The 22,134-nt window shown below is 72.3% G+C and carries 20 protein-coding genes; 10 read left to right on the top strand and 10 right to left on the bottom strand.

The window, feature by feature from the left end; translation table 11 throughout:
* Positions 1–8 precede the first annotated feature (8 nt).
* Entirely contained in the window at positions 9–3,524 is a 3,516-nt protein-coding gene (locus O3W51_RS01375; RefSeq protein WP_269283024.1) for a BTAD domain-containing putative transcriptional regulator, read from the bottom strand.
* Between the two features lie 156 nt (positions 3,525–3,680).
* Here O3W51_RS01375 and O3W51_RS01370 point away from each other — a divergent pair, with 156 nt between their 5' ends.
* Together O3W51_RS01370 and O3W51_RS01365 are read left to right on the top strand one after the other, a co-directional pair.
* Complete coding sequence (locus O3W51_RS01370; RefSeq protein ID WP_198357286.1) at positions 3,681–4,361, top strand: hemerythrin domain-containing protein; 681 nt, start codon at positions 3,681–3,683, stop codon at positions 4,359–4,361.
* Positions 4,362–4,431: 70 nt separating this feature from the next.
* Entirely contained in the window at positions 4,432–4,893 is a 462-nt protein-coding gene (locus O3W51_RS01365) for a DUF4267 domain-containing protein (RefSeq protein WP_138351310.1), read from the top strand.
* A 29-nt stretch (positions 4,894–4,922) separates the two neighbouring features.
* Here O3W51_RS01365 and O3W51_RS01360 read toward each other — a convergent pair whose 3' ends face one another.
* The 3 genes from O3W51_RS01360 to O3W51_RS01350 form a co-directional block, all read right to left on the bottom strand.
* On the bottom strand, positions 4,923–6,992 hold the full coding sequence (locus tag O3W51_RS01360) for a glycosyl hydrolase family 28-related protein (RefSeq protein WP_198357284.1): 2,070 nt from the start codon (positions 6,990–6,992) through the stop codon (positions 4,923–4,925).
* Positions 6,993–7,158: 166 nt separating this feature from the next.
* Positions 7,159–8,133, bottom strand: a complete 975-nt coding sequence (locus tag O3W51_RS01355) for a DUF389 domain-containing protein (RefSeq protein WP_138351308.1) — start codon at positions 8,131–8,133, stop codon at positions 7,159–7,161.
* Between the two features lie 48 nt (positions 8,134–8,181).
* Positions 8,182–9,138, bottom strand: a complete 957-nt coding sequence (locus tag O3W51_RS01350; protein ID WP_198357282.1) for a helix-turn-helix transcriptional regulator — start codon at positions 9,136–9,138, stop codon at positions 8,182–8,184.
* A 39-nt stretch (positions 9,139–9,177) separates the two neighbouring features.
* Here O3W51_RS01350 and O3W51_RS01345 point away from each other — a divergent pair, with 39 nt between their 5' ends.
* On the top strand, positions 9,178–9,657 hold the full coding sequence (locus tag O3W51_RS01345; RefSeq protein ID WP_138351306.1) for a hypothetical protein: 480 nt from the start codon (positions 9,178–9,180) through the stop codon (positions 9,655–9,657).
* Entirely contained in the window at positions 9,654–10,103 is a 450-nt protein-coding gene (locus tag O3W51_RS01340; protein WP_138351305.1) for a hypothetical protein, read from the top strand. Before O3W51_RS01345 ends, O3W51_RS01340 begins: the two co-directional genes overlap by 4 nt.
* Before the next feature lie 110 nt (positions 10,104–10,213).
* Here O3W51_RS01340 and O3W51_RS01335 read toward each other — a convergent pair whose 3' ends face one another.
* The 6 genes from O3W51_RS01335 to O3W51_RS01310 all read right to left on the bottom strand — a co-directional run bounded on the left by O3W51_RS01335 (position 10,214) and on the right by O3W51_RS01310 (position 13,760).
* Positions 10,214–10,627 (bottom strand): rodlin, encoded by a 414-nt coding sequence (locus tag O3W51_RS01335; RefSeq protein ID WP_138351304.1) that lies wholly within the window; start codon positions 10,625–10,627, stop codon positions 10,214–10,216.
* 117 nt (positions 10,628–10,744) lie between these two features.
* Positions 10,745–11,080, bottom strand: a complete 336-nt coding sequence (locus O3W51_RS01330) for a hypothetical protein (protein WP_138351303.1) — start codon at positions 11,078–11,080, stop codon at positions 10,745–10,747.
* A gap of 471 nt (positions 11,081–11,551) precedes the next feature.
* A complete protein-coding gene (locus O3W51_RS01325; protein ID WP_138351302.1) occupies positions 11,552–12,322 on the bottom strand; it encodes a chaplin in 771 nt (256 codons plus the stop codon).
* A gap of 136 nt (positions 12,323–12,458) precedes the next feature.
* Entirely contained in the window at positions 12,459–12,692 is a 234-nt protein-coding gene (locus tag O3W51_RS01320) for a chaplin (protein ID WP_138351301.1), read from the bottom strand.
* A 292-nt stretch (positions 12,693–12,984) separates the two neighbouring features.
* A complete protein-coding gene (locus O3W51_RS01315) occupies positions 12,985–13,395 on the bottom strand; it encodes a rodlin (RefSeq protein WP_138351300.1) in 411 nt (136 codons plus the stop codon).
* Between the two features lie 125 nt (positions 13,396–13,520).
* A complete protein-coding gene (locus O3W51_RS01310; RefSeq protein ID WP_138351299.1) occupies positions 13,521–13,760 on the bottom strand; it encodes a chaplin in 240 nt (79 codons plus the stop codon).
* A gap of 568 nt (positions 13,761–14,328) precedes the next feature.
* On the opposite strand from O3W51_RS01310, the gene O3W51_RS01305 reads away from it, so the two are divergent.
* The 6 genes from O3W51_RS01305 to O3W51_RS01280 are packed head-to-tail and all read left to right on the top strand — an operon-like array spanning position 14,329 to position 22,119.
* Positions 14,329–15,513 (top strand): glycosyltransferase family 4 protein, encoded by a 1,185-nt coding sequence (locus O3W51_RS01305; RefSeq protein ID WP_138351298.1) that lies wholly within the window; start codon positions 14,329–14,331, stop codon positions 15,511–15,513.
* Entirely contained in the window at positions 15,510–16,982 is a 1,473-nt protein-coding gene (locus O3W51_RS01300; protein WP_269283005.1) for a sugar transferase, read from the top strand. Before O3W51_RS01305 ends, O3W51_RS01300 begins: the two co-directional genes overlap by 4 nt.
* A 2-nt stretch (positions 16,983–16,984) precedes the next feature.
* Entirely contained in the window at positions 16,985–18,355 is a 1,371-nt protein-coding gene (locus tag O3W51_RS01295) for an O-antigen ligase family protein (RefSeq protein WP_381584656.1), read from the top strand.
* On the top strand, positions 18,352–20,067 hold the full coding sequence (locus O3W51_RS01290; protein WP_138351296.1) for a lipid II flippase MurJ: 1,716 nt from the start codon (positions 18,352–18,354) through the stop codon (positions 20,065–20,067). Before O3W51_RS01295 ends, O3W51_RS01290 begins: the two co-directional genes overlap by 4 nt.
* Entirely contained in the window at positions 20,057–20,998 is a 942-nt protein-coding gene (locus O3W51_RS01285) for a polysaccharide deacetylase family protein (protein ID WP_443048231.1), read from the top strand. Before O3W51_RS01290 ends, O3W51_RS01285 begins: the two co-directional genes overlap by 11 nt.
* A complete protein-coding gene (locus tag O3W51_RS01280) occupies positions 20,995–22,119 on the top strand; it encodes a glycosyltransferase (RefSeq protein WP_138351295.1) in 1,125 nt (374 codons plus the stop codon). Before O3W51_RS01285 ends, O3W51_RS01280 begins: the two co-directional genes overlap by 4 nt.
* Positions 22,120–22,134 lie beyond the last annotated feature (15 nt).

Raw genomic sequence — 22,134 nt, 5'->3', positions numbered from 1 at the left:
GCGCCTCCTTATTCATGCCGCTCCTGCTCAACATAGCTCACGCCTTGTGGACGGCCGGGAAATCGCCCCAGGGCGGTGTTCCACTGTTCGGCGATGGCGTCCGAGCGGGCGAAGTGCGCGGTGGCCTCGTCGTCGCGGCCGAGGAGCCGCGCGAGTTCGCCGAGGGTGTACGCGACCGGCCGGATCGCCACGGTGGAGCCCGAGCTGGGCGGCGGTGCGTGGCGGTAGGGGAGCAGCGCCGCGTACAGCTCCTCGGCGCCCTCCTTCTCGCCGAGCGCGACCATGGTCATCGCACGGAAGGTCGCGAAGACCTTGAAGAAGTAGTCAGGGCGGATCGGCAGTGCCTGCGCCAGCACCTGCCGGGCCTCGGCCGGCTGCCCGGCGGCGGCCAGGGCCGCGGAGAGCAGATCGCAGGCGATCGGGCCGTAGGCGTCGAACGCCTGCCGGGCCGGCGGTACGAACTCGCCGAGCCGTCCCTGGCCCGCCCTGATCGTCGCGGTGGCGATCAGCAGATAGCCGGCGGCGTGCGGGGAGCCCTGGCGGCCCATTCGGGCGGCCGCTTCGGCGTAGAGCCGCTCGGCGTCCGCCACCCTGCCCTCGATGTGCGCGAACGTCGCGAGCATGCTCTCGCCGACCGCGGCGGGACCGGGCATCCGGTAGGCGCGGGCGAGCTCCAGGCACTCGGCGGTGAGCCGGTACACGCCGGTGACGTCGCCCTCGACGGCCAGGGCGGTCGACCGGATGAACAGCCCGTACCAGCGGTAGATCGGCAGGTCGTGCGCGCTGCCGAGGCGGTCGATCCGCTCCCCCAGCTCCGCCCGTTCACGCCATTCCAGCTCGGTGTCGAGCTCGCGGGCAAGCGTCGCGAGCGCCAGCGCCCGCAGCACGGGATCCCCCAGGCCTTCCGCGATCACGACGGCCTCCTCGGCCGCGGCCCGCGCCCGCGGGTCCTGACCGTCGGAGAGCTCGGCGGAGTACGCGTCCAACAGCCGGCAGCGCACGGCGGGCTCCAGATCCGGCAGCTCCAGCAGGCGGCCGAGTCCGGCGACGACGGGCTCGTCGACCATGCCGTACGGCCGGGTCTGCCAGGGCGTCGGCTCGGTCCAGGCGGTGAACGCGCGGATCAGCAGATCGTCCCGGGCCGCGGCGGTCGCGAGATCGATCGCCGTCTGCCGTGTCGCCCGCGCTTCCATGACGGCCCCGGCCCGTACCTGGGCCCGCAGCAGCCTCCCGAGCAGCTCGATCCGCTCGTCGTCCCGGTCTCCGGTACCGCCCGCGGGGACTCCGGTGCCGCCCGCGGGAACCCCGACACCGTCCGCGGGGACTCCGACACCGCCCGCGGGGGCGCGCAGGCGGTCGAAGCACTCCAGCGCCTGCGCGAGCAGAGCGGCGGCGACGTCGTGCGCGTAACGGCCCTCGGCGAGTGCGGCCGCTCGCACGCAGTAGTCCACGGCCTTGGCCGCGGTGGCCGAGGACGCAGCTCCGGCGTAGTGATGGGCCAGCGCGGAGACGTCGTACGGGGCGAGCCGCTCCAGGGCCGCCGCGATCCGGCCGTGCATACGGGTGGCGCGCAGCCGGCTCAGGTCGGCCAGCAGGGTGTCCCTGACCAGCGCGTGCACGAACCGGACGCGGCCCGGCGCGGGCTCGGTGAGCAGCCCCGCGACGAGCCCGGTCTCCAGCGCGCCCAGCACGCCGTCCTCGCCGGTGTCCGCGGCACCGACCAGTACCTCGACGTCCGCCTCGCGCCCCGCCACCGCGGCCAGCCGCAGCAGGGCCACGGCCGCGTCGGGAAGACGGCCGAGCCGGCGGCGCAGCACGTCGCGCACCCCTTCCGGCACATCGGACAGCGCCACCAGCGCGCCCTCGCTCCCCAGCAACAGGGCGCTCTCGCGGACGTAGAAGGGATTGCCTCCGGTGCGTTCGGCGAGCGCGGCCACCGTCCCGGCGTCCACCGGCGCCTCGCCCGCCGCACCGGTCACCGCTCCGATCACTTCCGCGACGGCCGACTCGGACAGTCCCCGCAGCGGCACGCGCAGCGGGGACCGCCGCGCCAGACCGGCGAGTCCGTCGGTGAGCGGGCCCCCGATCTCGTCCGGCCGGTACGCGGCCACGAACAGGACGGGGGTGCCCTGCGGCAGATCGACCAGGCCCGCCAGCATCGCGAGCGTCTCGGCGTCGGCCCAGTGCAGGTCGTCCAGCAGAACGGCCACCGGCCGCTCGCCCGCCGCCGCCTCCAGCCACTGCCGGACCGCCCGGTGCAGCCGGAACCGGCCGGCGGCCGCGTCCTCCTGAGGGACGGAGCCGGTGGCGGAGCCGGCGGAGTCCGTGGTCCCGTCGGACAACAGCGGCGCCAGCACGGCGGTCGACCCGGCCGGCGGCGGGAACTCCACGGCGACGGACCGCAGTGCCTCGACCCAGGCCCAGGCGGGCGGCGCGCCCTCGGCGTCGGTGGTGCGGCCCATCGCGACGAGCCAGCCGTCACGGCGCAGCCGGTGGCCGAACCGCTCCAGCAGCGCCGACTTGCCCAGCCCCGCCTCGCCGGTCACGAGCGCGACGCCCGGACCGGTGGCGCGCGCCCGGCCCGCGGCGGCCGCGAGGAGCTCCAGTTCGGCCTCACGGCCGACGAACAGGTCCGCTTCGGCGGGCTGTTGTACGGGAGCGGTCGTACGGAGCGGGCTCGTCGGACCCGTCGGGGCCGTCAGGCCTGTCGGACCCGGTATCGGACCCGTCGTCGGATCCGCCGGTGCGTCCGTCGCGGCCCGGAGGACCTCCGCGCGCTGGGCGAGGACCGCCTCTTCGAGTTCGGTCAGGGCGGGGCCTGGATCGAGGCCGACCTCGGCGGCGAGGACCGCGCGGGCCCGCCGGAGGGTGGCCAGGGCGTCGGCCTGCCGGCCCACCGCCCAGAGCGCCAGCGCGTGCAGGCGCCAGCCCTCCTCACGCAACGGCTCGTCGCGGGTGAGCAGTTCGGCCTCGGGAACGGTCCCGGAGACGTCGCCGGAGCGCAGCCCCACCGCGACGCGCAGTTCACGGGCGACCCTCCGGAGCTCCTCCAGGCGCGCGGTCTCGGCGCGGGCCCACGGTTCGTCGGCCGTCTCCGCGTACGCCGGGCCCTGCCACAGCGACAGCGCCTCCTCCAGCAGCCGGCCCGCGGCCTGCGGCCGGGTGGTGAGGAGTTCACGGGCGTCGTGCAGCAGCCGCTCGAAGCGCCAGGCGTCGACCGCGTCCTCCGGCAGCCGCAACGCATAGCCGGGCGGCGCGCTGACCAGCAGTTTCGCCGGGGTACGCGGAGCCCGGCCGGGCTCCAGGAGCCGGCGCAGGTTCGACACGTAGGCCTGCAGCGAGGTCACCGCCTGGGCGGGCGCCGCGTCCTGCCAGAGGTCCTCGACCATCCGGTCGACGGGGACGACCTGGCCGCGCGCCGCCACCAGCAGGGCGAGCACCGACCGCTGCCGACGGCCGCCGAGCGGAACGGGCTCCCCGTCCCGCTCGGCTCCGAAGGAACCGAGCACGCGTACGCACACCATGTCGCCGCACATCGTAAGCGGCCAAGGATCTTGTCGGGCCCGAATTTCCCAGCACCGGGCCACAGTTCCCGGGCGACAGTTCCCGGTCCGCATTCCAAGCCCTGATTCCAAGTCCGTTCCAAGTCCCTTCCAGGACCCGCCGACGAGGCTTCACACATGACGACGAAGAACGCAGCACCCCAGGCCGACGCCCGCCCCGACACCCACGAGATGGTGGTCATCCACCGCGGACTCCGCAGGGAGTCCCGGCTCCTCACGGAGCTGATCGCAGCCGTCGCCCCGGGCGACACCGCACGGGCCGGCGTGCTCGCCGCCCACTTCCGCGACTACCTGCTCGGGCTGACCAACCACCACCACGGCGAGGACGACCACCTCTGGCCGCCGCTCCTGGCCCGGGTCGACATCGAAGCCGATCTGGTGCTGCGGATGGAGGCCCAGCACGAAGGGATCGCCGCGACGCTGGCCCGGGCCGAAGCGGCGCTGCCCGGCTGGGAGGCCACGGCCGGCGAGGCGGAACGCGACGTGCTGGTGGCCGCGCTCACCGAGCACCGCGCCGTCCTCGTGGAGCACCTGGACGACGAGGAGCAGAATCTGCTCCCGCTCGCCGAACGGCACCTGTCCGTAAAGGAGTGGAACGCGCTCGGCGATCACTTCATGGCGACCACGCCCAAGCCCAAACTGCTGTTCTTCCTCGGCATGGTCCTCGAAGAGGCCGACAGGACCGAGCGCGCGAAGATCCTCGGCGAGCTGCCGCTCCCGGCCCGGCTGCTCTGGTACGTCGTCGGCAGCCCCGCGTACCACCGCAGGGTCCGCCGCATCCGCAACGGGACCCGCTGAATCCCCGCTGAGAACCCCGCACACCTCACCGCCCTCCGAGCCCTACCCCTTCACGCACAGGAGACCTGTCATGACCTGGAAGAACGTCACCACCGCCCTCGCCGTCATCGGCGGCGCGTTCATCATCTACGTCGGCCTCAGCTATCTGTTCGCCCCCCGGACGACCGCGTCCGGATTCGGTCTCCCGAGCTGGCCGCAGCAGGACGGCAAGGCCTTCCTCGCCGTCAAGGGCGTGCGTGACATCGCGACCGGACTGGTCATCTTCGCGCTTCTCCTGACCGGACACCGGAAGGCGCTGGGCTGGGCGATGCTGGCGATCACCTTCGTCCCCGCCGGGGACATGGTGATCGTGTTGAGCAACGACGGTTCCGCCGGCACCGCGTACGGGGTGCACGGCTTCACCGCCGCGGCGGTCGCGGTGACCGCCGGGCTGCTGCTTCGCGAGCGCCCCGCCCCGTCGAGCGCCCCCACGACCGCGGGGCCGGCCGCCCGGAAGGCTTCCCGGACGGCCGACCCCGCGCTGAACCGGTGAATTCCGCTCAGCACCCGCTCAGTTGGACGTCACCACGCGGACGGAGCCGGCGGTGCGACGACCGCCGGACGGTCGTCGCAGGTGATGGTGTTCGGCAGCTCCCAGGGCGCGAGCCAGGGACCGGTCGTACCGCCGCCGTCGTTGCCGCCGAGATCGGTCAGGGCGAACTCCGAGCCGGCGGGCGTGAAGTGGAACGAGCCGCAGTTGTTGACCCCGACCGCACCGACGTTGCGGGCGTCCACGTTCTCGAAGGACGAGGATCCCGCGGCCCGGCCGCTGACCACCGAGGTGCCCGTGCCGTCGACCCTGATGTCCTTGAAGTGGACGTTCGTGATCGAGTACAGGTCCTTCACCGGCCAGTCGGAGACCAGCATGATCGCGTTGTAGGTGTTGTCGAGGAAGTGGTCACCGGTCACCCGGATGTCCGCGTCGATGTTCTTCTCCAGCGCGAAGAACCAGATCGCCCCGAGCCCGATGTTCCAGTTCAGCTCGTACGTGCCGGCGCGGACCGTGGTGTTGTCGGTGATCCACAGATGTCCGGTGAACGCCTCCGAGCCGAAGCGGGAGCCGACCTGGATGGCGCTGCCCTCCCGGATCGGGTCCGCGATCAGGTTGTTCGAGACCGTGTTGTCGGTGCCACCGTAGATCGCGATGCCGTTGGCGAGCACCGGCGTCTGCACGGTGTTGTGGTCGAAGGTGTTGCCCGCGTTCCCGGTCTTCTCCGACCACATGGCGAGACCGTCGTCACCCGAGTTGCGGACGAAGTTGTTCGACACGAGCGAGTGCGTGACACCCGTGTGGAAGTTGAGGCCGTCGGCGATCTGGTCGGTGATGACGTTGTTCGTGATCCGCAGGTTGGTCATCGGCCCGTCGAACCACAGGCCCACCTTGGTGTGGTGGAGGTAGAGGCCGTCGATCGTCGAGTTGTTGAGTGCCCCGCCGATCCCGTTCACCTGGTCGGTGTCGACCCGGTCGCGCACATCGCCCTCGACGGCGAAACCGGACAGGTGGACGTTGTTGCTGCCGCCGGCCGCCGCGTCCTTGCCGTAGAAGCCGACGCCCGTGTGCACCGAGCCGTCAGGCAGTGGAGTGGCGAGGGTGACCTGGTGACCCTTGATGATCGTGTACCAGCTGCCGGCGCCCTCCATCGTCACGTTGTCGACGACGATGTGCCGGTTGACCTGGTACGTGCCCGGCGGGATGTAGACCTTGAGGTGCGTCCGCTGCGCGAAGGCGATCGCCCGGTCGATCGCGTCGGCCGAGTCGCGCCGGCCCGACGGGTCGGCGCCGAACGCCAGGACGTTCGCCGCGACGACGGCGACGTGCGGCGCGCCCACGAGCTGGGAGTCGAGCAGGTCGATGGTGGTGGCCGAGGCCTTGCTCCCGGCGGGAACGGTGAGCCGCACCTTGTCGCCCGCGCGGTACTTCCTGCCGAGCGTCAGGCGCTGCTCGTCGTAGAAGTGGTTGGGGCGGAACGGCGTCGCGAACTGCGGGGCGGGCGTCGTGGCGGCGGGCACGCAGGCGCACTCGGTGACCCAGTAATCGGGGTGCAGCAACCCGGCGTTCGGGTCGTTCGAGAACGGATACTGGTTGTACAGCCAGGAGTACCGCGACGTCAGGGTCGCGGTGGTCCGGTTCTTTCCGTTCACGGTGACGTCGAGCGGTGCGGTGATCCCGCCGCCGCCAGGTGCGTCCGGAATGCTGTAGCGCACGGTGATCGCGTCGGCCGCGGCCGGCAGCGTGAACTCGACGTACTGACCCGGCGCCAGTGAGACCGCCCGGCGCCCGGACGCCTCCGCCGGCAGCGTGTACGCGGTGCGGCCCGGGCCGATGACCGTGCCGTTCGTCGCGGCGTTCTCCGCCTCCTGCTCGGCGAATCCCACGCTCGCGCCCCGGCCCGCTACGAGCGCCGGATCGAGCGCGGCGCGTGTCACCACCGGACCGGCACCGCCGACCGCGGCAGGTCCCGCCGACGCCGTCCCACCGGCCAGAACGCTGAGCCCGACGGCCGCCGCCGTCAGCGACGCGACAGCCATCGCGGCTCTTCGCCGCGGTCCGTCCGGCCATTTCGCCACAGCACCTGTAATGCTCCGTGACATCGCCTGCTCGTTTCTCTCGGGAGGACGAACGCCTGGGACCCGCACGGCGAAGCGGCCGCCATGAGGGTGAGGTGACAGTAGGACCCCACTCCCGGTTCCACAAGGTTCCTACCGAAGAATTCCGCCGACTTGCCTTCTAAATACGGCAGTCCATCAAAGTCTTGCGTCAACTTCCTTGATTCATTGCATCGGTGCCGTCCGGGCGGTGGCCCGTGGTGATGTGCAGGCCGTAGCGGTTCCACAGGAAGCGCTGGAGGAAGAGGGTGACGGTGCCGGCCAGGAGCATCCCGGCGAGGTTCACGCCGAGTTGCTGGAACGAGGCGGCGACCTCGTGCCAGTGGGCGAGGGCGACCGCCACGGCGATGTTGCCCGCCGCCGGGACGGTGGTGACCGAGATGAAGACGCCCACCAGGGCAGCGGACTTGCCCGCGGTCATCGACAGGATTCCCGCGACCCCGGCCAGCAACGCCACGATGAACGACCACTTGTCCGGATGGATGATGAAGTCGGTGGTCGGCCTGTTGTCCAGCATCGATGGAGTGATCCAGCCCAGCAGCCGGCTGATGACCGCGCAGGCCGTCGTGATCGCGATCGCCACGGCGAAGCCGATGACGAGCGTGCGCACGGCCGCGCCGATCAGCCGCAGATCGCCCCGCAGCACCCCGAAGCAGGCCGCCGCCACCGGACCGAACTCGGGGCCCAGCACCATCGCGCCGACGATCAGGATCGGCTGGTCCAGCAGCGCGCCGATCGCCGCGATCTGTGTCGCGAGCGCGAGAAAGGCCAGGAACGCCCAGGTGAGGCGGGTCTCGGCGGCGGTGCGCGCGGCCAGTTCCTCCCAGACGACGGCGTCGTCCGGCTCCCCCGGTGCCAGCTCCTCGGCCTTCTCGGCGGCGGTGGAGATCGACAGGTACAGCTCCTCGACGGTGATCCCGCCGCTGTCCTTCAACCCCAGCGCGCGCAACTGCGCGAGCACGCCGTTGGCCGCTTCCCTGGCCACGTCGAACTCGACGAAGTCGCCCGGCGGCGCGTACGCGGCGCCGGGCAGTCTGATCACGTTGACCACCGCGGGGCAGTCGGTGGCGATCCTCAGCACCTCGTCGGTGCGTTCCACGGGACTGATCACTCGCACATGCAGCACAGTGTCATTGTGCCCGTGCCCGGGTTCGTCCCCGGACGGGCGCCGCTGTCACGCGGAGGCGTACCGGTCCGCCAGCGTCCGGGCGGTCCCGGCCAGCCGGGAGCGCAGTTCCGGGGGGCCGAGGACTTCGATGTCCGTGCCGAGGGCGAGGAACGCGCCGTGGGCGTGGTCGAGGGACTCGATGGGGAGCGTCGCGCGGGTCCAGCCGTCCGGTTCCGGGGTTCCGGTGGCGGCCAGGGCGCGGGCGGCGGCTCCGGTGAGCCGGGACGCGGCGCCCGGCGCGAGCCGGACCAGAGCCTCGCCCTGGTGGAGACGGGCGTGGAAGTCCGCCTGGTAGCGCTGCCAGTAGCCGACCAGGCCGAAGTCCTCGGGTGGCTGGAACTCCTCGTCGAGCACGGTGAGTTCGAGGATCTGGTCGACGCGGTAGGTGTACGGTCCCGGCCCGGCGACGAGGTACCAGCGGCCCGCCTTGAGGACCAGCCCGTACGGCTCCAGGCGCCGGTCGACATCGGTCGGCGCCTTCCAGCGGCGGTAGCGGACGTCGAGCACCCGGCTGTGCCACACCGCGTCCGCGACCTTCGGCAGATGCGGGACGTCATCGTCCTCCGCGTACCAGCCGGGCGCGTCGAGATGGAATCTGGACTGCATGCGTTCGGCCTGGGCGCGCAGTTCGGGCGGGAGCGCCGCGCGCAGTTTGAGCTGGGCGTTCGCGAGGGCGGAGCCGAGTCCCAGCTCGGCGGCGGGGCCCGGGATGCCGGACAGGAAGAGCGCCTCCGCCTCGCCCGCGCTCAGTCCGGTCAGCCGGGTGCGGTAGCCGGCGAGGAGCTGGTAGCCGCCGGAGTGCCCGGCGTCGCCGTACAGCGGGACGCCCGCCGCGTGCAGCGCGTCGACGTCCCGGTAGACGGTCCGCACCGACACCTCCAGCTCCTGCGCGAGCTGGGCGGCGGTCATCCGGCCCCGGGTCTGGAGCAGCAGCAGAACGGAGAGCAGACGGCTGGACTTCACTGACACAAGATGTCAGTGAAGGGCCTCTACGGTCCAGCCATGGCTTTCACGGAGAAACTGCTGCGGGTGCTGCCACCGGTCGAGGTGGGGGGCCGTTCCATCAAGCGCTACCACGTCACCGCCGACCCGGCGGGGATCGAGCCCGAGGTCGAGAAGGCCGCGTACGCGATCCTCCCGGAGCTGCTGCCCGAGCCGGACGGTACGCCGCAGGCCACCTTCATCGTCCTCCACAGGGGAGGGGACGACGGAGCGTATCTCAACGCGTACAGCTGGGCCTGGGACAACGCCCTGCACTTCGCCGGGGCGGCGGGCGGCCAGCCGGTGCTGGGCTGTCCCGACCAGGACCCCACGCACTTCGTCCGGCTGGAGCCGACGCTGATCGGCTGCGTCTGGGAGCTGCCGCCGATCCTCCATGAACGGGACGCATGGGTACGCCACATGCTCGCGCCCGACCGCCCCGACCTTGCCGCCTATCTCGCCGACTCGCTCGCCGAGGGCACTACAGGAGACCGCTCATGAACGACTTCGACTTCCTCACCGGCAGCTGGGACGTCGCCAACCGGTGGCGCACCGACTTCCTCGACGAGACCAGCGAGTGGGAGGAGTTCCCGGCCGTCAGCCACGCGTCGGGGCACTTCGAGGGGGGCGCGAACTTCGACGAGATCGTCTTCCCGACCAAGGAGTTCGCCGGGCTGACCCTGCGGCTGTTCGACACCGAGCGCAAGGAGTGGTCGCTGTACTGGGCCAGCAGGCGCACCGGGACGCTGTTCCCACCGGTCACCGGAACCTTCACCGACGGCGTCGGCGAGTTCTACGGGGACGACACGCATGCGGGGCAGCAGATCAGGGCCCGCTTCATCTGGTCGGGGATCACCGAGGACTCCGCGCGCTGGGAGCAGGCGTTCTCGGTGGACGGGGAGCAGACCTGGGTGACCAACTGGATCATGGAGTTCACCCGCCGCTGACCACTCACCGCTGAGCACTCACCGGCAGCCCGCCGCTGACCACGCGCGGGTGAGGGGGCCGGGTCGCTGGAGGAGATGGGCCGGCGACCCGGAGTGGTGCGTGGCGGGCGTCAGCCGTTGTGGGCGCCGTTGCCGGAGAGCACCGGGATCTGGTTCAGGATGTGCGACGCGGCCTCGTCGCCCTTGCCCTGGGTGGAGTTCTCGGCGCACTGCTGGTTCTGCGGCGACGCCAGGACGTTGATGTCCTGGGCCGTGACCGGCACCAGGATGCCGACGAGCGAGCCGACGTTGGCCTTGACCGGGACGCCCGCGCAGAGCTTGTTGAGCGAGCCCTGCACGAGGCCGATCTGCGGGCTCTGCATGCCGTCGGTGTGGGTGTTGCCGTAGGACTGCTCCGCCCCGTTGCCGTTCACGGTGTTGAGACCCGACTCATCACCGATGGCCATCGCGGGCGCGGCCGAGGCGGCACCGACGGCGACGACGGAGGCCGCCAGGGCAGCGCCGGCCAGGAACTTCTTGATCATGATCAGTCATTTGTCTGCGGGGGGATGCCCTACGTCGGGGCGAAGAGATCAACCGTTCAGAACGGGTTTGGTTCCGGAGCTTCATTCCATTGGCGGAAATTGCCCCGCACAGTGAAGTCAGCCGCCGAGGGGCAGGCCGCCGAGCAGCGACGTGGCCTTCGCGGCGCCGGCCAGCGCCGGCGTCAGGTTCTTGGCGGCGTCGGTCGTCTGGCCCAGGAGCGAGTCCGTGGAGGTGTCCGACCGCAGCTTGTCGGTGGTCTTGGAGACCGCGCCCACCACGGGTCCGAGGCTGGCGTCGCCCGCCTGCTGCACCGGCTGCGCCGCGAAGGCCTGGTCGAGGCCGCCGTTGATGCTGGTCGGCATCGGGGCCCCGTCGGCGGCGAACGCCGGCGCGGCGGCACCCACGGCCATCACGGAACCGGCGACGACCACAGCAACCTTGGAGAACTTCACTGTCAACCCTTTCAGTAGCGGCGCCCGGGTCGGCCACAGAGGTGGTGGCCGGGTGAGCGGCTGGTGGCTCACGACGCCGTAGTCCCCCTGGCTAACGACCCCGCCGCGCAACGGAAACCATGAGGAAAGATCCTTCTTGGCAATCACTCGAAAGTGAAGAACTCATGCAATTCTAGTATCAATTGAGTTCTCCGGATTCCGGCCAGGAGTACCGGAAACAGCCGAACGCATGTGAAACAAGCGAAATGACATATTCTCGTTCGCGTGAAGTCGCGGTTCGGCCGGGGGGACCACGGCGTCCGGCCCGTACTATCGAAGACGCACGAGGAGTCCGCAGATTCCTGCGCACGGCCTGCCCGCGGTGGGCCCCCAGCCGCCGGCGAATTCGCCGATTCGGGCACCTCGCGAATCTCTCCTGTCGCGGGACACCGGGGCAGGCCGTTTCCCCATCGCGTCAACAGATCAATTCGATCAGACCCGTGCGGCGCGCGTTCGGCGGTAGAGCATTGCTCCACTCAGCAGCAGCCCCGCACTGACCGCTCCGGCCGTACCGAGATCCCCGGAACCCGTCTGAGCGAGCTGCGCGCGCACCGGAACGACGGGCCGGGTCGCGGCCGCGTGCTTCGGCGGCGTGACCTGCTCGACCGGCGGCGGGGTGACGTGCGTCGGCGGCGGGGTGTGCCGGACCGGCGGCGGCATGGGGTGCGTCGGCGGCGGGGTCCACTCGTCCCCACCGCAGTCCGTACCCATGGCCGGGTTCAGCAGCGCCACGACGTTCACCGAGTCGCCGCACACGGTGACCGGGGCCTGGACCGGCACCCGGATGCTGTTGCCCGAGCCCACACCGGGCGAGCCCGACGTGGTGTTCCCTTCGTCGTGCCGCATGCCGTGGTGGCCGCTGTGCTCCTTGTGGTGCCGGCCGCCGTGCTGGGCGCTCCCGTGCGAGGGTGCCCCGGTGTGCTGCGCGGGTACCGCCGCGTGCCGCTCGTGCGCCGGGGCCGACTCGTTGCCGCAGCCGTTGCCCATCGACGGGTTCAACAGCGCCACGACGTCCACCGAGTTGCCGCACAGGTTCACCGGCGCGTCCACCGGGACCTGGACGCTGTCGCCGGACAGCACGCCCGGCGAGTTCGAGGTGGTCGCCTGCGCCTCCGTATCGGCGTGTGCGTAGCCGCCGGTCATGGCGAGCACTCCGCTCGCCGCGGCGACGGTGATCAGACTCCTGCTCAAGGCCTGTCGCATCGACTCTCTTCCCTGCCATGGGTGTTTCACGAAGCGCGCGGGAAGGTCTCCCGCACGCCGCAACCGAAGCGGCCCCGGAGCACAGGCGAGCGCTCCGGGGCCGCAGCGGGTCGCCCTCACGGGCTGGGGACCAACGTCACTTGTTGGTGCAGGCGTTGCCGAACGCCGGGTTGAGCAGGGCGATGACGTTGACCGTGTTGCCGCACACGTTGACCGGGATGTGGATCGGGACCTGAAGGCTGTTGCCCGACAGCACACCCGGGGAGTGCGAGACCTCGGCCTGGGCGCCGGCGTCGGCGAATGCGGGGGCAGCGCCACCCATGACCATCAGCGTTCCTGCGGCGATTGCGGCAACCTTCGAGTATTTCACGTTGAGCTCCCTTTCCGTAGGGGCGTCGATCACAGTCACGACCGTCGTGCTGCCCGGGGGAATTTCTTGCCGCCCGTGACGCCGCTACCATCCGGGGTAACGACTGCCGATGGCTGGAGAAACCCTTCACGTGCCGCTGCCGTGATCATCCACCCGAATGCCGTAACTTCGGCTTCCGCAATTCACGAATTGCCGTGCTGAATACGATTCCAGGTACGAATTGCGGTCAACGCAGAACAGCCCTGGCCGCCGGTGGTGATCACCGGCGGCCAGGGCCTTCAGGCAATGCGGATCAGTGGTTGCCCGCGCCGTTGCCGGAGAGGACCGGGATCTGGTCCAGGATGTGCGACAGCGGCTCGTCGCCCTTGATCTGCGAGGAGTTCTCGGTGCACTGCTGGTTCTGCGGCGACGACAGGACGTTGATGTCCTGGACCGTGATCGGAACCAGGCCGACCAGCGAACCGACGTTGGCCTTCGCCGGGAGGGCGATGCACGGCTTGTTCAGGGAACCCTGGACGAGCGCGAACGAGGGGCTCATGTAGCCGCTGGTGTAAGTGTTGCCGTACGACTGCTCGGAACCGTTGCCGTTGGTGGTGCTGGCACCGCTGTCGTCGCCGATCGCCATCGCGGGCGCGGCCATCGCGGCGGTGGCGCCGACGACGGAGACAGCCACCGCAGCCGTGGCGAGGAACTTCTTGATCACGATTATTCCTTCTTGTGCGAGATTGCCCCGGTACCGGGTCGGACTGATCAACTGTCCATCCCAGGTTTAGTTATGGCCCTTCACCCGAATGGTGACGACCCCGGCCCGGACAACGAGCCGTGCGGTCAGCGGTTCACGCAGACGTTGCCGAATACCGGGTTGAGCAGGCCGATCACGCTGACGGAGTTGCCGCACAGGTTGACGGGCACGTGCACCGGAACCTGGATCTGGTTGCCGGAACCGACACCGGGCGACTCCACAGCGGCACCCTGGGCACCGGAGTCCGCGAAAGCGATACCGGACGCACCGGCGACAGCGGCACCGGCGAAAGCGGTCAGAACGGTTGCCTTGGCGAAGCGTGACAAGGGAGCACCTTTTTCTACTGGAGAGCTGGAAAGCGGCGTTGGCCCGGATGGGCCAACGGAACTATCAACGCACCGGCACGCCCGGGGGTACCTCCCCCGGAAGGTGAAATCCCGCGCATGTGTACGGGTTGCCGAATAGCCGCATCGTTTCTTTCGCGACCCCGTTCGACAAACGCCGGTACGTCAACACACCGCGCTGATTGATCAGTTGGTCGTAAGAATGTGCTAGGAGCCGTGGTCAGCGCGTCCTGCGTGATTTTCAATCCGCGCTCTGTCACGGTGCATTCCTGTTCTGATGGTTGACTGTGGAGAGCAACCAGCATTCCGCCGGCATTTGCGAGCGGACGAACAGGAGTTCGCCGATCGACCTGCGGGCGCCGGTCGGTGAACCAGGTTCCGCCGTCGGCCGGCGGCGGCACTGAGCTCCGATTTCGCGCCGGCGCGCCGAACAAGGATTACCTGCCCGGCAGACCCCTCGTTGTTAGCGGGACAGACCACTGATGTGGCGGGACAGGGCAGGCAGCACACATCCGATTCTTCATGTCGCGGAGAGAGAGAACGGCGCGCGATGCCGCAACACCAGCAGGACCCGGGCCGGCTGACGGTGCTCCACCTCGTTCAGCCGGTCGACGGCGGGGTCGCCCGCGTCGTCACCGACCTGGTGCGGGCCCAGGTCGGTGACGGGGTCCGCGCGGTCGTGGCCTGCCCTCCCGGCGGCGTCCTGGCCGCCGACGCGGCCGAGGCGGGCGCCGAGGTCGTGCCCTGGGCGGCCGGCCGTTCCCCCGGCCCAGGCCTTCCCGGCGAGACCGCCCGCGCCCGCCGGGTGGTCCGCGAGGTGCGTCCCGACCTGCTGCACGCCCACAGCGCCAAGGCCGGACTGGCCGGACGGCTGGCGGTACGCGGCCGGGTCCCGACGGTGTTCCAGCCGCACGCCTGGTCCTTCGAAGCGGTCGGCGGGGCGACCGCGTACGCCGCTCTGCGCTGGGAGCGGTGGGCCGCGCGCTGGGCCACCCGGGTGCTCTGTGTCAGCGAGAGCGAACGGCTGACAGGGGAACGTGCCGGGATCGACGCCCGCTGGGCGGTCGTTCCCAACGGCGTCGACCTCGAGCGATTCACTCCCGACGGCGGGCCGCCGGACGCGGCCCGCGGACTGCGCGCCTCGATGCCCGCCCTCACCGACCTGGGTCCCGCCGACCGCCTCGTGGTCTGCGTGGGCCGGCTGTGTCCGCAGAAGGGCCAGGACCTGCTCCTGCGGGCCTGGCCCGAGGTCACCGCCCGGCTGCCCGACGCCCGGCTGGTCCTGGTGGGCGAAGGACCCGACCGCGACCGGCTGCTCCGGGACGCCCCCGAAGGGGTGCTGTTCGCCGGGGCCACCCGCGACGCCGTCCCCTGGTACCGGGCCGCCGACGTGGTCGTCCAGCCGTCCCGGTGGGAGGGGATGGCGCTGGCCCCGCTGGAGGCGATGGCCTGCGGCCGCCCCGTGGTGATGACCGACGTCGACGGCGCGCGGGAGAGCCTGCCACCCGGCCAGGAGCGCTTCTGCCTGGTGCCGCCGGAGGATCCCGACGCCCTCGCCCAGGCGCTGCTCGGCCTGCTGACCAACCCCGGCGTGTGCGCAACCGCGGCCCGCCGGGCCCTCAACCACGTGCGCACGACATACGACGTGCGGCGGACGACGGCATCGGTCGCGGACCTCTACCGCGACATGCTCGATCCGTCGCGACCCGAGTGCAGGGAACGCATCACGCGATGACGACGGAGAGCGCAAGCGCGCCCCACCCAGCCCGGCACGTGCGGCAGACCAAGGTCGCGCCCGCCACCACCGCCCCGATCTCGCCACCCCGGGGACCGTCCGACGCCGCCGTGCAGCGGCGCCCCCACGCACGGGTCGCCGTCCGCCACCGCGCGGTCGTCCCGCTCGTCGCCACCGACTGCCTGGCCGCCGCCGGCGTGCTGGCCGTCCGCCCGGGTTCCCCGGTGCTGCTGCTCGGACCGCTCCTGGTGTGCCTGACGCTCCTGCACACCTACGCCGGGCTGTACCGAACCGGCCTCGACCCGGCGGCACTCGACGAGTTGCCCGCGCTGCTCGGCTGCTCGGCCCTCGCCTGGTGCGCGTCCGCCACCACCCTCGCCGCCGTCCGCCCGGCGCACTCCCCCGGCTGGCCGGTGCTGCTCACCACGATCGCCGCGACCAGCCTGCTGGCCTGCGCCGCACGCGCGGTCGTCTACCGGTTCCAGCGCTGGTCGGCGCGGCGCCCTCCGCGCTCGACGCTGCTCGTCGGGGCCGGTCCCGTCGTCCAGCAGGTGGCCGACGTGCTGTACGCGCACCCCGAGTACGGCATGCGGCCGGTCGGCGTGGTGCACCCGTACAACACGCCGGGCACGGACTCACCGCTGCCCGTGCTCGGCTCCGTCGGCGACATCCACCGGGCGATCATCCAGAACTCGGTGCGCTACGCCGTGTTCGCCGGCCCCCCGGCGGGCAATCCGGCGGCCGCGAACCTGGTCCGGCTGCTCGCCGCCCGGGGCTGCTGTCTGTGGCAGGTCACGTCGGGGCCCGGCTCCAGGACCGCCGGCCGGCCGGCGGCCGGCCATCTGTGGGGCTTCGCCTGCGCCCGCCTCGACCCTTACCCGCGCCCCGGCGCCGGCCTGATCGCCAAGCGGGTGCTGGACGCCCTGCTCGCCTTCCTGGCGCTGCTGCCCGCGGCCCCGATCCTGGCACTCAGCGCGCTGGCCGTCCGGCTCTCCGACGGCCCCGGGGTGCTCTTCCGGCAGGAGCGCGTCGGCCTGGACGGCCGGCCGTTCGTCCTGCTGAAGTTCCGCACCCTGCGGCCGAGCGACGAGCGGGAGTCGGCCACCCGGTGGAACGTCTCCCACGACCGGCGGATGAGCGCCGTCGGCCACTTCCTGCGCCGTACCTCGCTGGACGAGCTGCCGCAGCTGTGGAACGTGCTGCGCGGTGACATGAGCCTGGTCGGCCCCCGGCCGGAACGGCCCTACTTCGTCCGCCAGTTCAGCCAGACGTACCCCGGATACCAGGAGCGGCACCGGATGCCCGTCGGCATCACGGGCCTCGCGCAGATCCACGGGCTGCGCGGCGACACCTCCATCGAGGACCGGGCCCGCTTCGACAACCACTACATCGAGAGCTGGTCGCTGTGGCAGGACATCCGCATCCTGCTGCGCACCGCGACGGCGCTCTTCCGGTTCGGGGGGAGCTGAGCGTGGCCGTCCTCCCGGACACCGCCCCCCGCCCCGTACGGCACGCGCCGGCCGCCCGTCCCCCGGCCCGCCACGCAGTCGACCGATGGGCCTGGCTGGGGCCGCTGCTGCCCGCGGTCGCGACCGTGCTGCTGCTCGCGGCCCCGGTCGGCGCCGGGGATGTGAGCGCCTCCGGGAAGATGACCCCCGCCGACGCGGCCTCGGGAGTGCTGGTCGCCTTCTGCGCCGTCCGGGCGCTGCGGGCGCGGACGCGTCCGCTGACCGCGGCGGCCGCCCTCGTCCTGGGCGCGCCCGTCGTCGCGATCGCGGTGGCCACCCTCGCCGCCGCCGATCCGGCCGCCGGTGTCGCCGGATTCGTGCGGTACCTACAGGTCTTCGTCCTCGTGCCGACCGCGCTGGTGCTGCTGCTGCGCACCACCCGCGACTTCCTGGTGGTGGCCGGCTCCGTCGTACTGCTCGCCCTGGTGCAGGGCGCGTTCGGGGTCTACCAGTACGCGACGGGAACCGGCGCCTCGTACGTCGGCGAGAACATCCGCGCCGTCGGCACGTTCGGGCCGTCGGACGTGATGGGCATGGCCACCGTGGTCGCCTACGGGCTGATGATCTCCGTCGGGCTGGCCCTCGCGCCGGCCGCGCCCGGCTCCCCCCGCCGGCTGCGGCCGGTCGCGCTGGGCTGCGCCGCGGCGCTCGTGGTCCCGCTGGTGCTGTCCTTCAGCCGCGGCACCTGGATCGCCACCGTGCTGGCGTGCTCGGTGATGACCGTGCTGGCCGGCTGGCGCCAGGCGGTACGGATCCTCGCGGTGACGGCCGCGGCGGGCGTGGTGCTGGTCGGCGGCGCCGGGGTGGGCTCCCAGCTGATCAGCGACCGGCTCGCCAGCATCACGCAGGTGACGGACGCGCCCGACTCGTCGGTCACCGACCGGTACAGCCTGTGGGCCGCCGCCACCGACATGTGGCGCGAGCGGCCGGCCACCGGCGTCGGCCTCAAGGGCTTCCCCGCCCACCGCGACGGGCACGCCGCGCTCGACCTGTCGTCCGGCAGCGACACCGACGGCGCGGGCCAGGGGTTCGCGCGCGAACCCCTGTTGTCCCCGCACAACATGTATCTGCTCATCCTCAGCGAGCAGGGGCTGATCGGGATCACCCTGATCGTCGGCAGCTGGGCGGCGCTGCTGGCCGTCGGGCTGAGCCGGCTGGCGGGAGCCCGGCGCGCGGGCCGCGGCACCGAGTGCGGGCTGATCGCGACCGGGCTGCTGCTCTGGCAGTGCGTCGACTTCCTGTACGCGGACATCGGCGGGCCCTCGACCGTGCTGACCGCCATGCTCTTCGGACTGGCCGCCGCCTGGGCACTGCGCCCGGAGGCCGTCCGATGACGGACACCACGGCGCCACCCGAACCTCCCGCGCAGCCACCGCGATCCGGCGTCCTCGAAGGCGTAGCCCCGGCTGTCGTCCCCGCTCCTTCCCCCGCGCCGGACGGCGGGGGAGCGGCGAGGGAACAGCCCCAACCGTCCGGCCTGGGACGGGTACTGGCGCGGGCCGCGGCCCTCACCGCCGCGCTCACCGCGCTCGGCTCGCTGCTGGGCCTGCTCCGCGACCAGACGATCGCCCACCTCTTCGGCGCGGGACCCGCCACCGACGCGTTCCTGGTCGCCTGGACCGTGCCGGAACTCTCCTCCACCGTCCTCATCGAGGACGCGATGGCCCTGCTGCTGATCCCGGCCTTCAGCCTCGCCCTGGCCCGGCGCCGCGGAGCGGGGCAAGGGCCGGACCCCGTACGGACGCTGCTGGCGGCCACGCTGCCCCGGCTGCTGCTCGCCCTGGGCGCGGCGATGGTGCTGCTCGAACTGGGCGCGCCCGTGCTCGTGGGGATCCTGGCGCCCGGTCTGAAGGACCCCGCCCTCGCGGTCGACTGCACCCGGCTCACCGCCGCCACCGTCCTGACGTTCGGCCTCACCGGCTACTTCAGCGCCGCGCTGCGCGCGCACCGCCGGTTCGTCCCGCCGGCGGCCATCTACGTCGTCTACAACGTCGGCATCATCGCCACCCTGCTGCTGCTCCACGCCCGCTGGGGAGTGCGCGCCGCCGCGGCCGGTGTCGCGGTCGGCGGCCTGCTGATGGTGCTCGTCCAACTCCCGTCGTTCCTGCGCCGGCTGCCGCCGCGCGGCCCGCGCCCGCGGCGCTCGGTGCGGGCCGCCGCACGGGCCGCCGGGGACGCGGGCGCCGCGCCCCTCGGGATCGCGCTGCTGGCTCCCGTCATCATCTTCAGCCTCTGCCGCCAGGCGCAGGTGCTGATCGAACGGTTCCTCGCCGCCTCGCTCCCCGCGGGCGCCATCTCGCATCTGAACTACGCGCAGAAGGTCGCCCAACTGCCGATGGTGCTCTCGTTGATGATCGTCACGGTCACCTTCCCGGTGGTCGCGCAGGCGCTGGCCGACGGTGAGCCGGACAAGGCGCGGCGCCGGGTGGAACGCGATCTCACGCTGGCCGGCATCGTGGTGCTGCTCGGCACCGCCTTCGTCATCGCCTGTGCGCCGCAGATCGTCCAACTGCTCTTCCAGCGCGGCGCCTTCGACGCGGCCGACACCGCCGCGACGGCGTCCGTCATGCGGGTCTACGCGCTGGGCCTGCTGGGCCAGAGCATGGTGGGAGCCCTGGTCCGGCCGTTCTTCTCGGCCGCCCGGCCCACCTGGTACCCGGCCGCCGCCATGGGTGCCGGACTGCTGATCACCATCACCGCGGGAGCCGTCACCGTCGGGTACTGGGGCATCTACGGCATCGCCGGCGCCAACGCCGCGGGCATCACGGCCACCGCCGTGCTGCTGCTGCGCGGCCTCGGCGCGCAGGTGATCGCCATCAGGGCCCGCACGGTCGCGGCGGGTCTCGGCCGGCTCGTGGTGGCCGCCGCGGCCGCCACTACGGCCGGCTGGGCGACCGCCCGCCTGCTGCCGGGACCACTCCTGTCCACCACCGTCTGCTGTCTCGTGGTACCGGCCATTTTCACCGCGGCCGCCGCCGCCGTACGGGTGCCGGAAGTCCCGCACCTGCTCGCCACCGTGAAACGGAAGCTGCCCCATGTCCGCTGAGATCTCCCCCGTCCACGTCCCTCCGCGCCGCTCCGCCGCCTCCGACACGCTGTCCGGACGAGGCCGCCGGACAGCGCCGTGGGTGCTGATGTACCACTCCGTCGGGGAGTGCGCCGACGATCCGTACCTGGTCACCGTCAGCCCCGACCGGCTGGAACGGCAGCTGCGGTGGCTGAACGGCCGCGGCCTGACCGGGGTGGGCGTGGCGGAGCTGCTGCGCGCCCGCGCGGACGGGCGCGGGAAGCGGCTCGTCGGGCTGACCTTCGACGACGGCTACGCCGACTTCGTGGAACACGCGGTACCGCTGCTGCGCCGGTACGAGCACTCCGCCACGGTCTTCGTCCTGCCCGGCAGGCTCGGCGGGAGCAACGACTGGGACGAACTGGGGCCGCGCAAACCACTGCTGACCGAGGACGGCATCCGCGCCGCGGCCGCCGCCGGTATGGAGGTCGGCTCCCACGGCCTCGTCCATCTGGACCTGACGGCCACCGCCGACGACGTGCTGGCCGCAGAGGTGCGCGGCAGCCGCGACCGGCTCCAGGAGATCACCGGGAAGGCCCCCGAGGGCTTCTGTTATCCGTACGGCAAGCTGGACGCCCGCGTCGTCAACGCCGTACGCGCGGCCGGCTACGCGTACGGCTGCGCCGTCGGAGCGGGGCCGCTGACCGGGACGCACGCGCTGCCCCGCGCCTATGTAGGGGAGCGGGACACCGCCGGGCACCTCCACCTCAAGCGGCTGCAACACCTGCTGCGCCGCCGCCCGCTGCCGTTCGAGGGCGGTTACGCCGCGCTGCCGTACGCCCGCACCGCCGGCCCTCGGGATTCCGCGGACGCCCCTGACGTGCCGGACGCCCCTGAAGTGCCGGACGCGCGTGTCGCCGAGGGCCCGCCGGTCCCCTCGGAACCCCGGGTCGAGCAGGACGGCCGATGAAGGTCCTGCACATCATCACCGGGCTCGGCATCGGCGGGGCCGAACAGCAGTTGCGGCTGCTGCTGCGGCATCTGCCGCTGTCCTGCGAGGTCATCACCCTCACCCACCCGGGTCCGGTCGCCGAGGGCATCCGCGCCGACGGCACACCCGTCACCCATCTGGGGATGACCGGGAACCGGGACCTCACCGCGCTGCCCCGGCTCACCCGGCTGATCCGCGCCGGGCGCTACGACCTCGTCCACACCCACCTCTACCGGGCCTGCGTCTACGGCCGGATCGCCGCCCGGCTGGCCGGGGTGCGCACCGTGGTCGCCACCGAGCACTCCCTGGGGACCACCACGATCGAGGGCCGCCCCCTCACCCGCGGCACCCGCGCCCTGTACCGGGGCACCGAGAAACTCGGCAGCGCGACCGTCGCGGTCTCGGACACCGTCGCCGAACGGCTGCGCGCCTGGGGCATCCCGGGGCCGCGGATCCATACGGTGCCCAACGGCATCGACGCCGGGGCGTTCCGCTTCGACGCCGCGGTCCGGGCGGCCACCAGGACCCGCCTCGGGCTCCCGCAGGACGCCTTCGTGGTGGGCGGCGTGGGGCGGCTGGTGGCCGGCAAGCGGTTCGACCTGCTGGTGCGCGCGGTCGCCGGCCGCCCCGGCGCCCAGCTGCTGCTGGCCGGCGCGGGACCCGAGCGCGACGCCCTGCTGAGGCTGGCCGCCGGGCTGGGCGCGGCCGACCGGATCCATCTGCTGGGCGAAACCGGCGGCGGGGACGGCCGCGACCCGGCGCCGGCCCTCCCCGCGCTGCTCGCCACCGTCGACCTCTTCGTCTCCGCCTCGCGCGAGGAGACCTTCGGGCTCGCCGTGCTGGAGGCCCTCGCGGCCGGGCTGCCCGTCCTGTACGTCACCTGCCCGGCCATCGACGACCTGCCCGCCGCGGACGCACCCGGCGCACGGCGTATCGGCGCCGGTGCCGACGCGCTCGCCGCCGCCCTGCGGCAGCACCAGGAGGCCGGACAACACCGCTTCCCGGTGCCGTCCGCCGTCGGCCACTACGACATCGCCGGCACCGCCGGCCGGCTGGCCGAGCTGTACGCGCTCGCCGCCGCCCGGCCCGCCCGGCCCTGACCAGAGCCCACAGAA

Source organism: Streptomyces sp. H39-C1 (assembly GCF_027158125.1).
GTDB classification, from domain to species: Bacteria; Actinomycetota; Actinomycetes; order Streptomycetales; family Streptomycetaceae; genus Actinacidiphila; species Actinacidiphila fildesensis.
The sequence above is the reverse complement of the archived record's forward strand: the minus strand, read 5'-3'. Positions and strand labels throughout refer to the sequence as shown.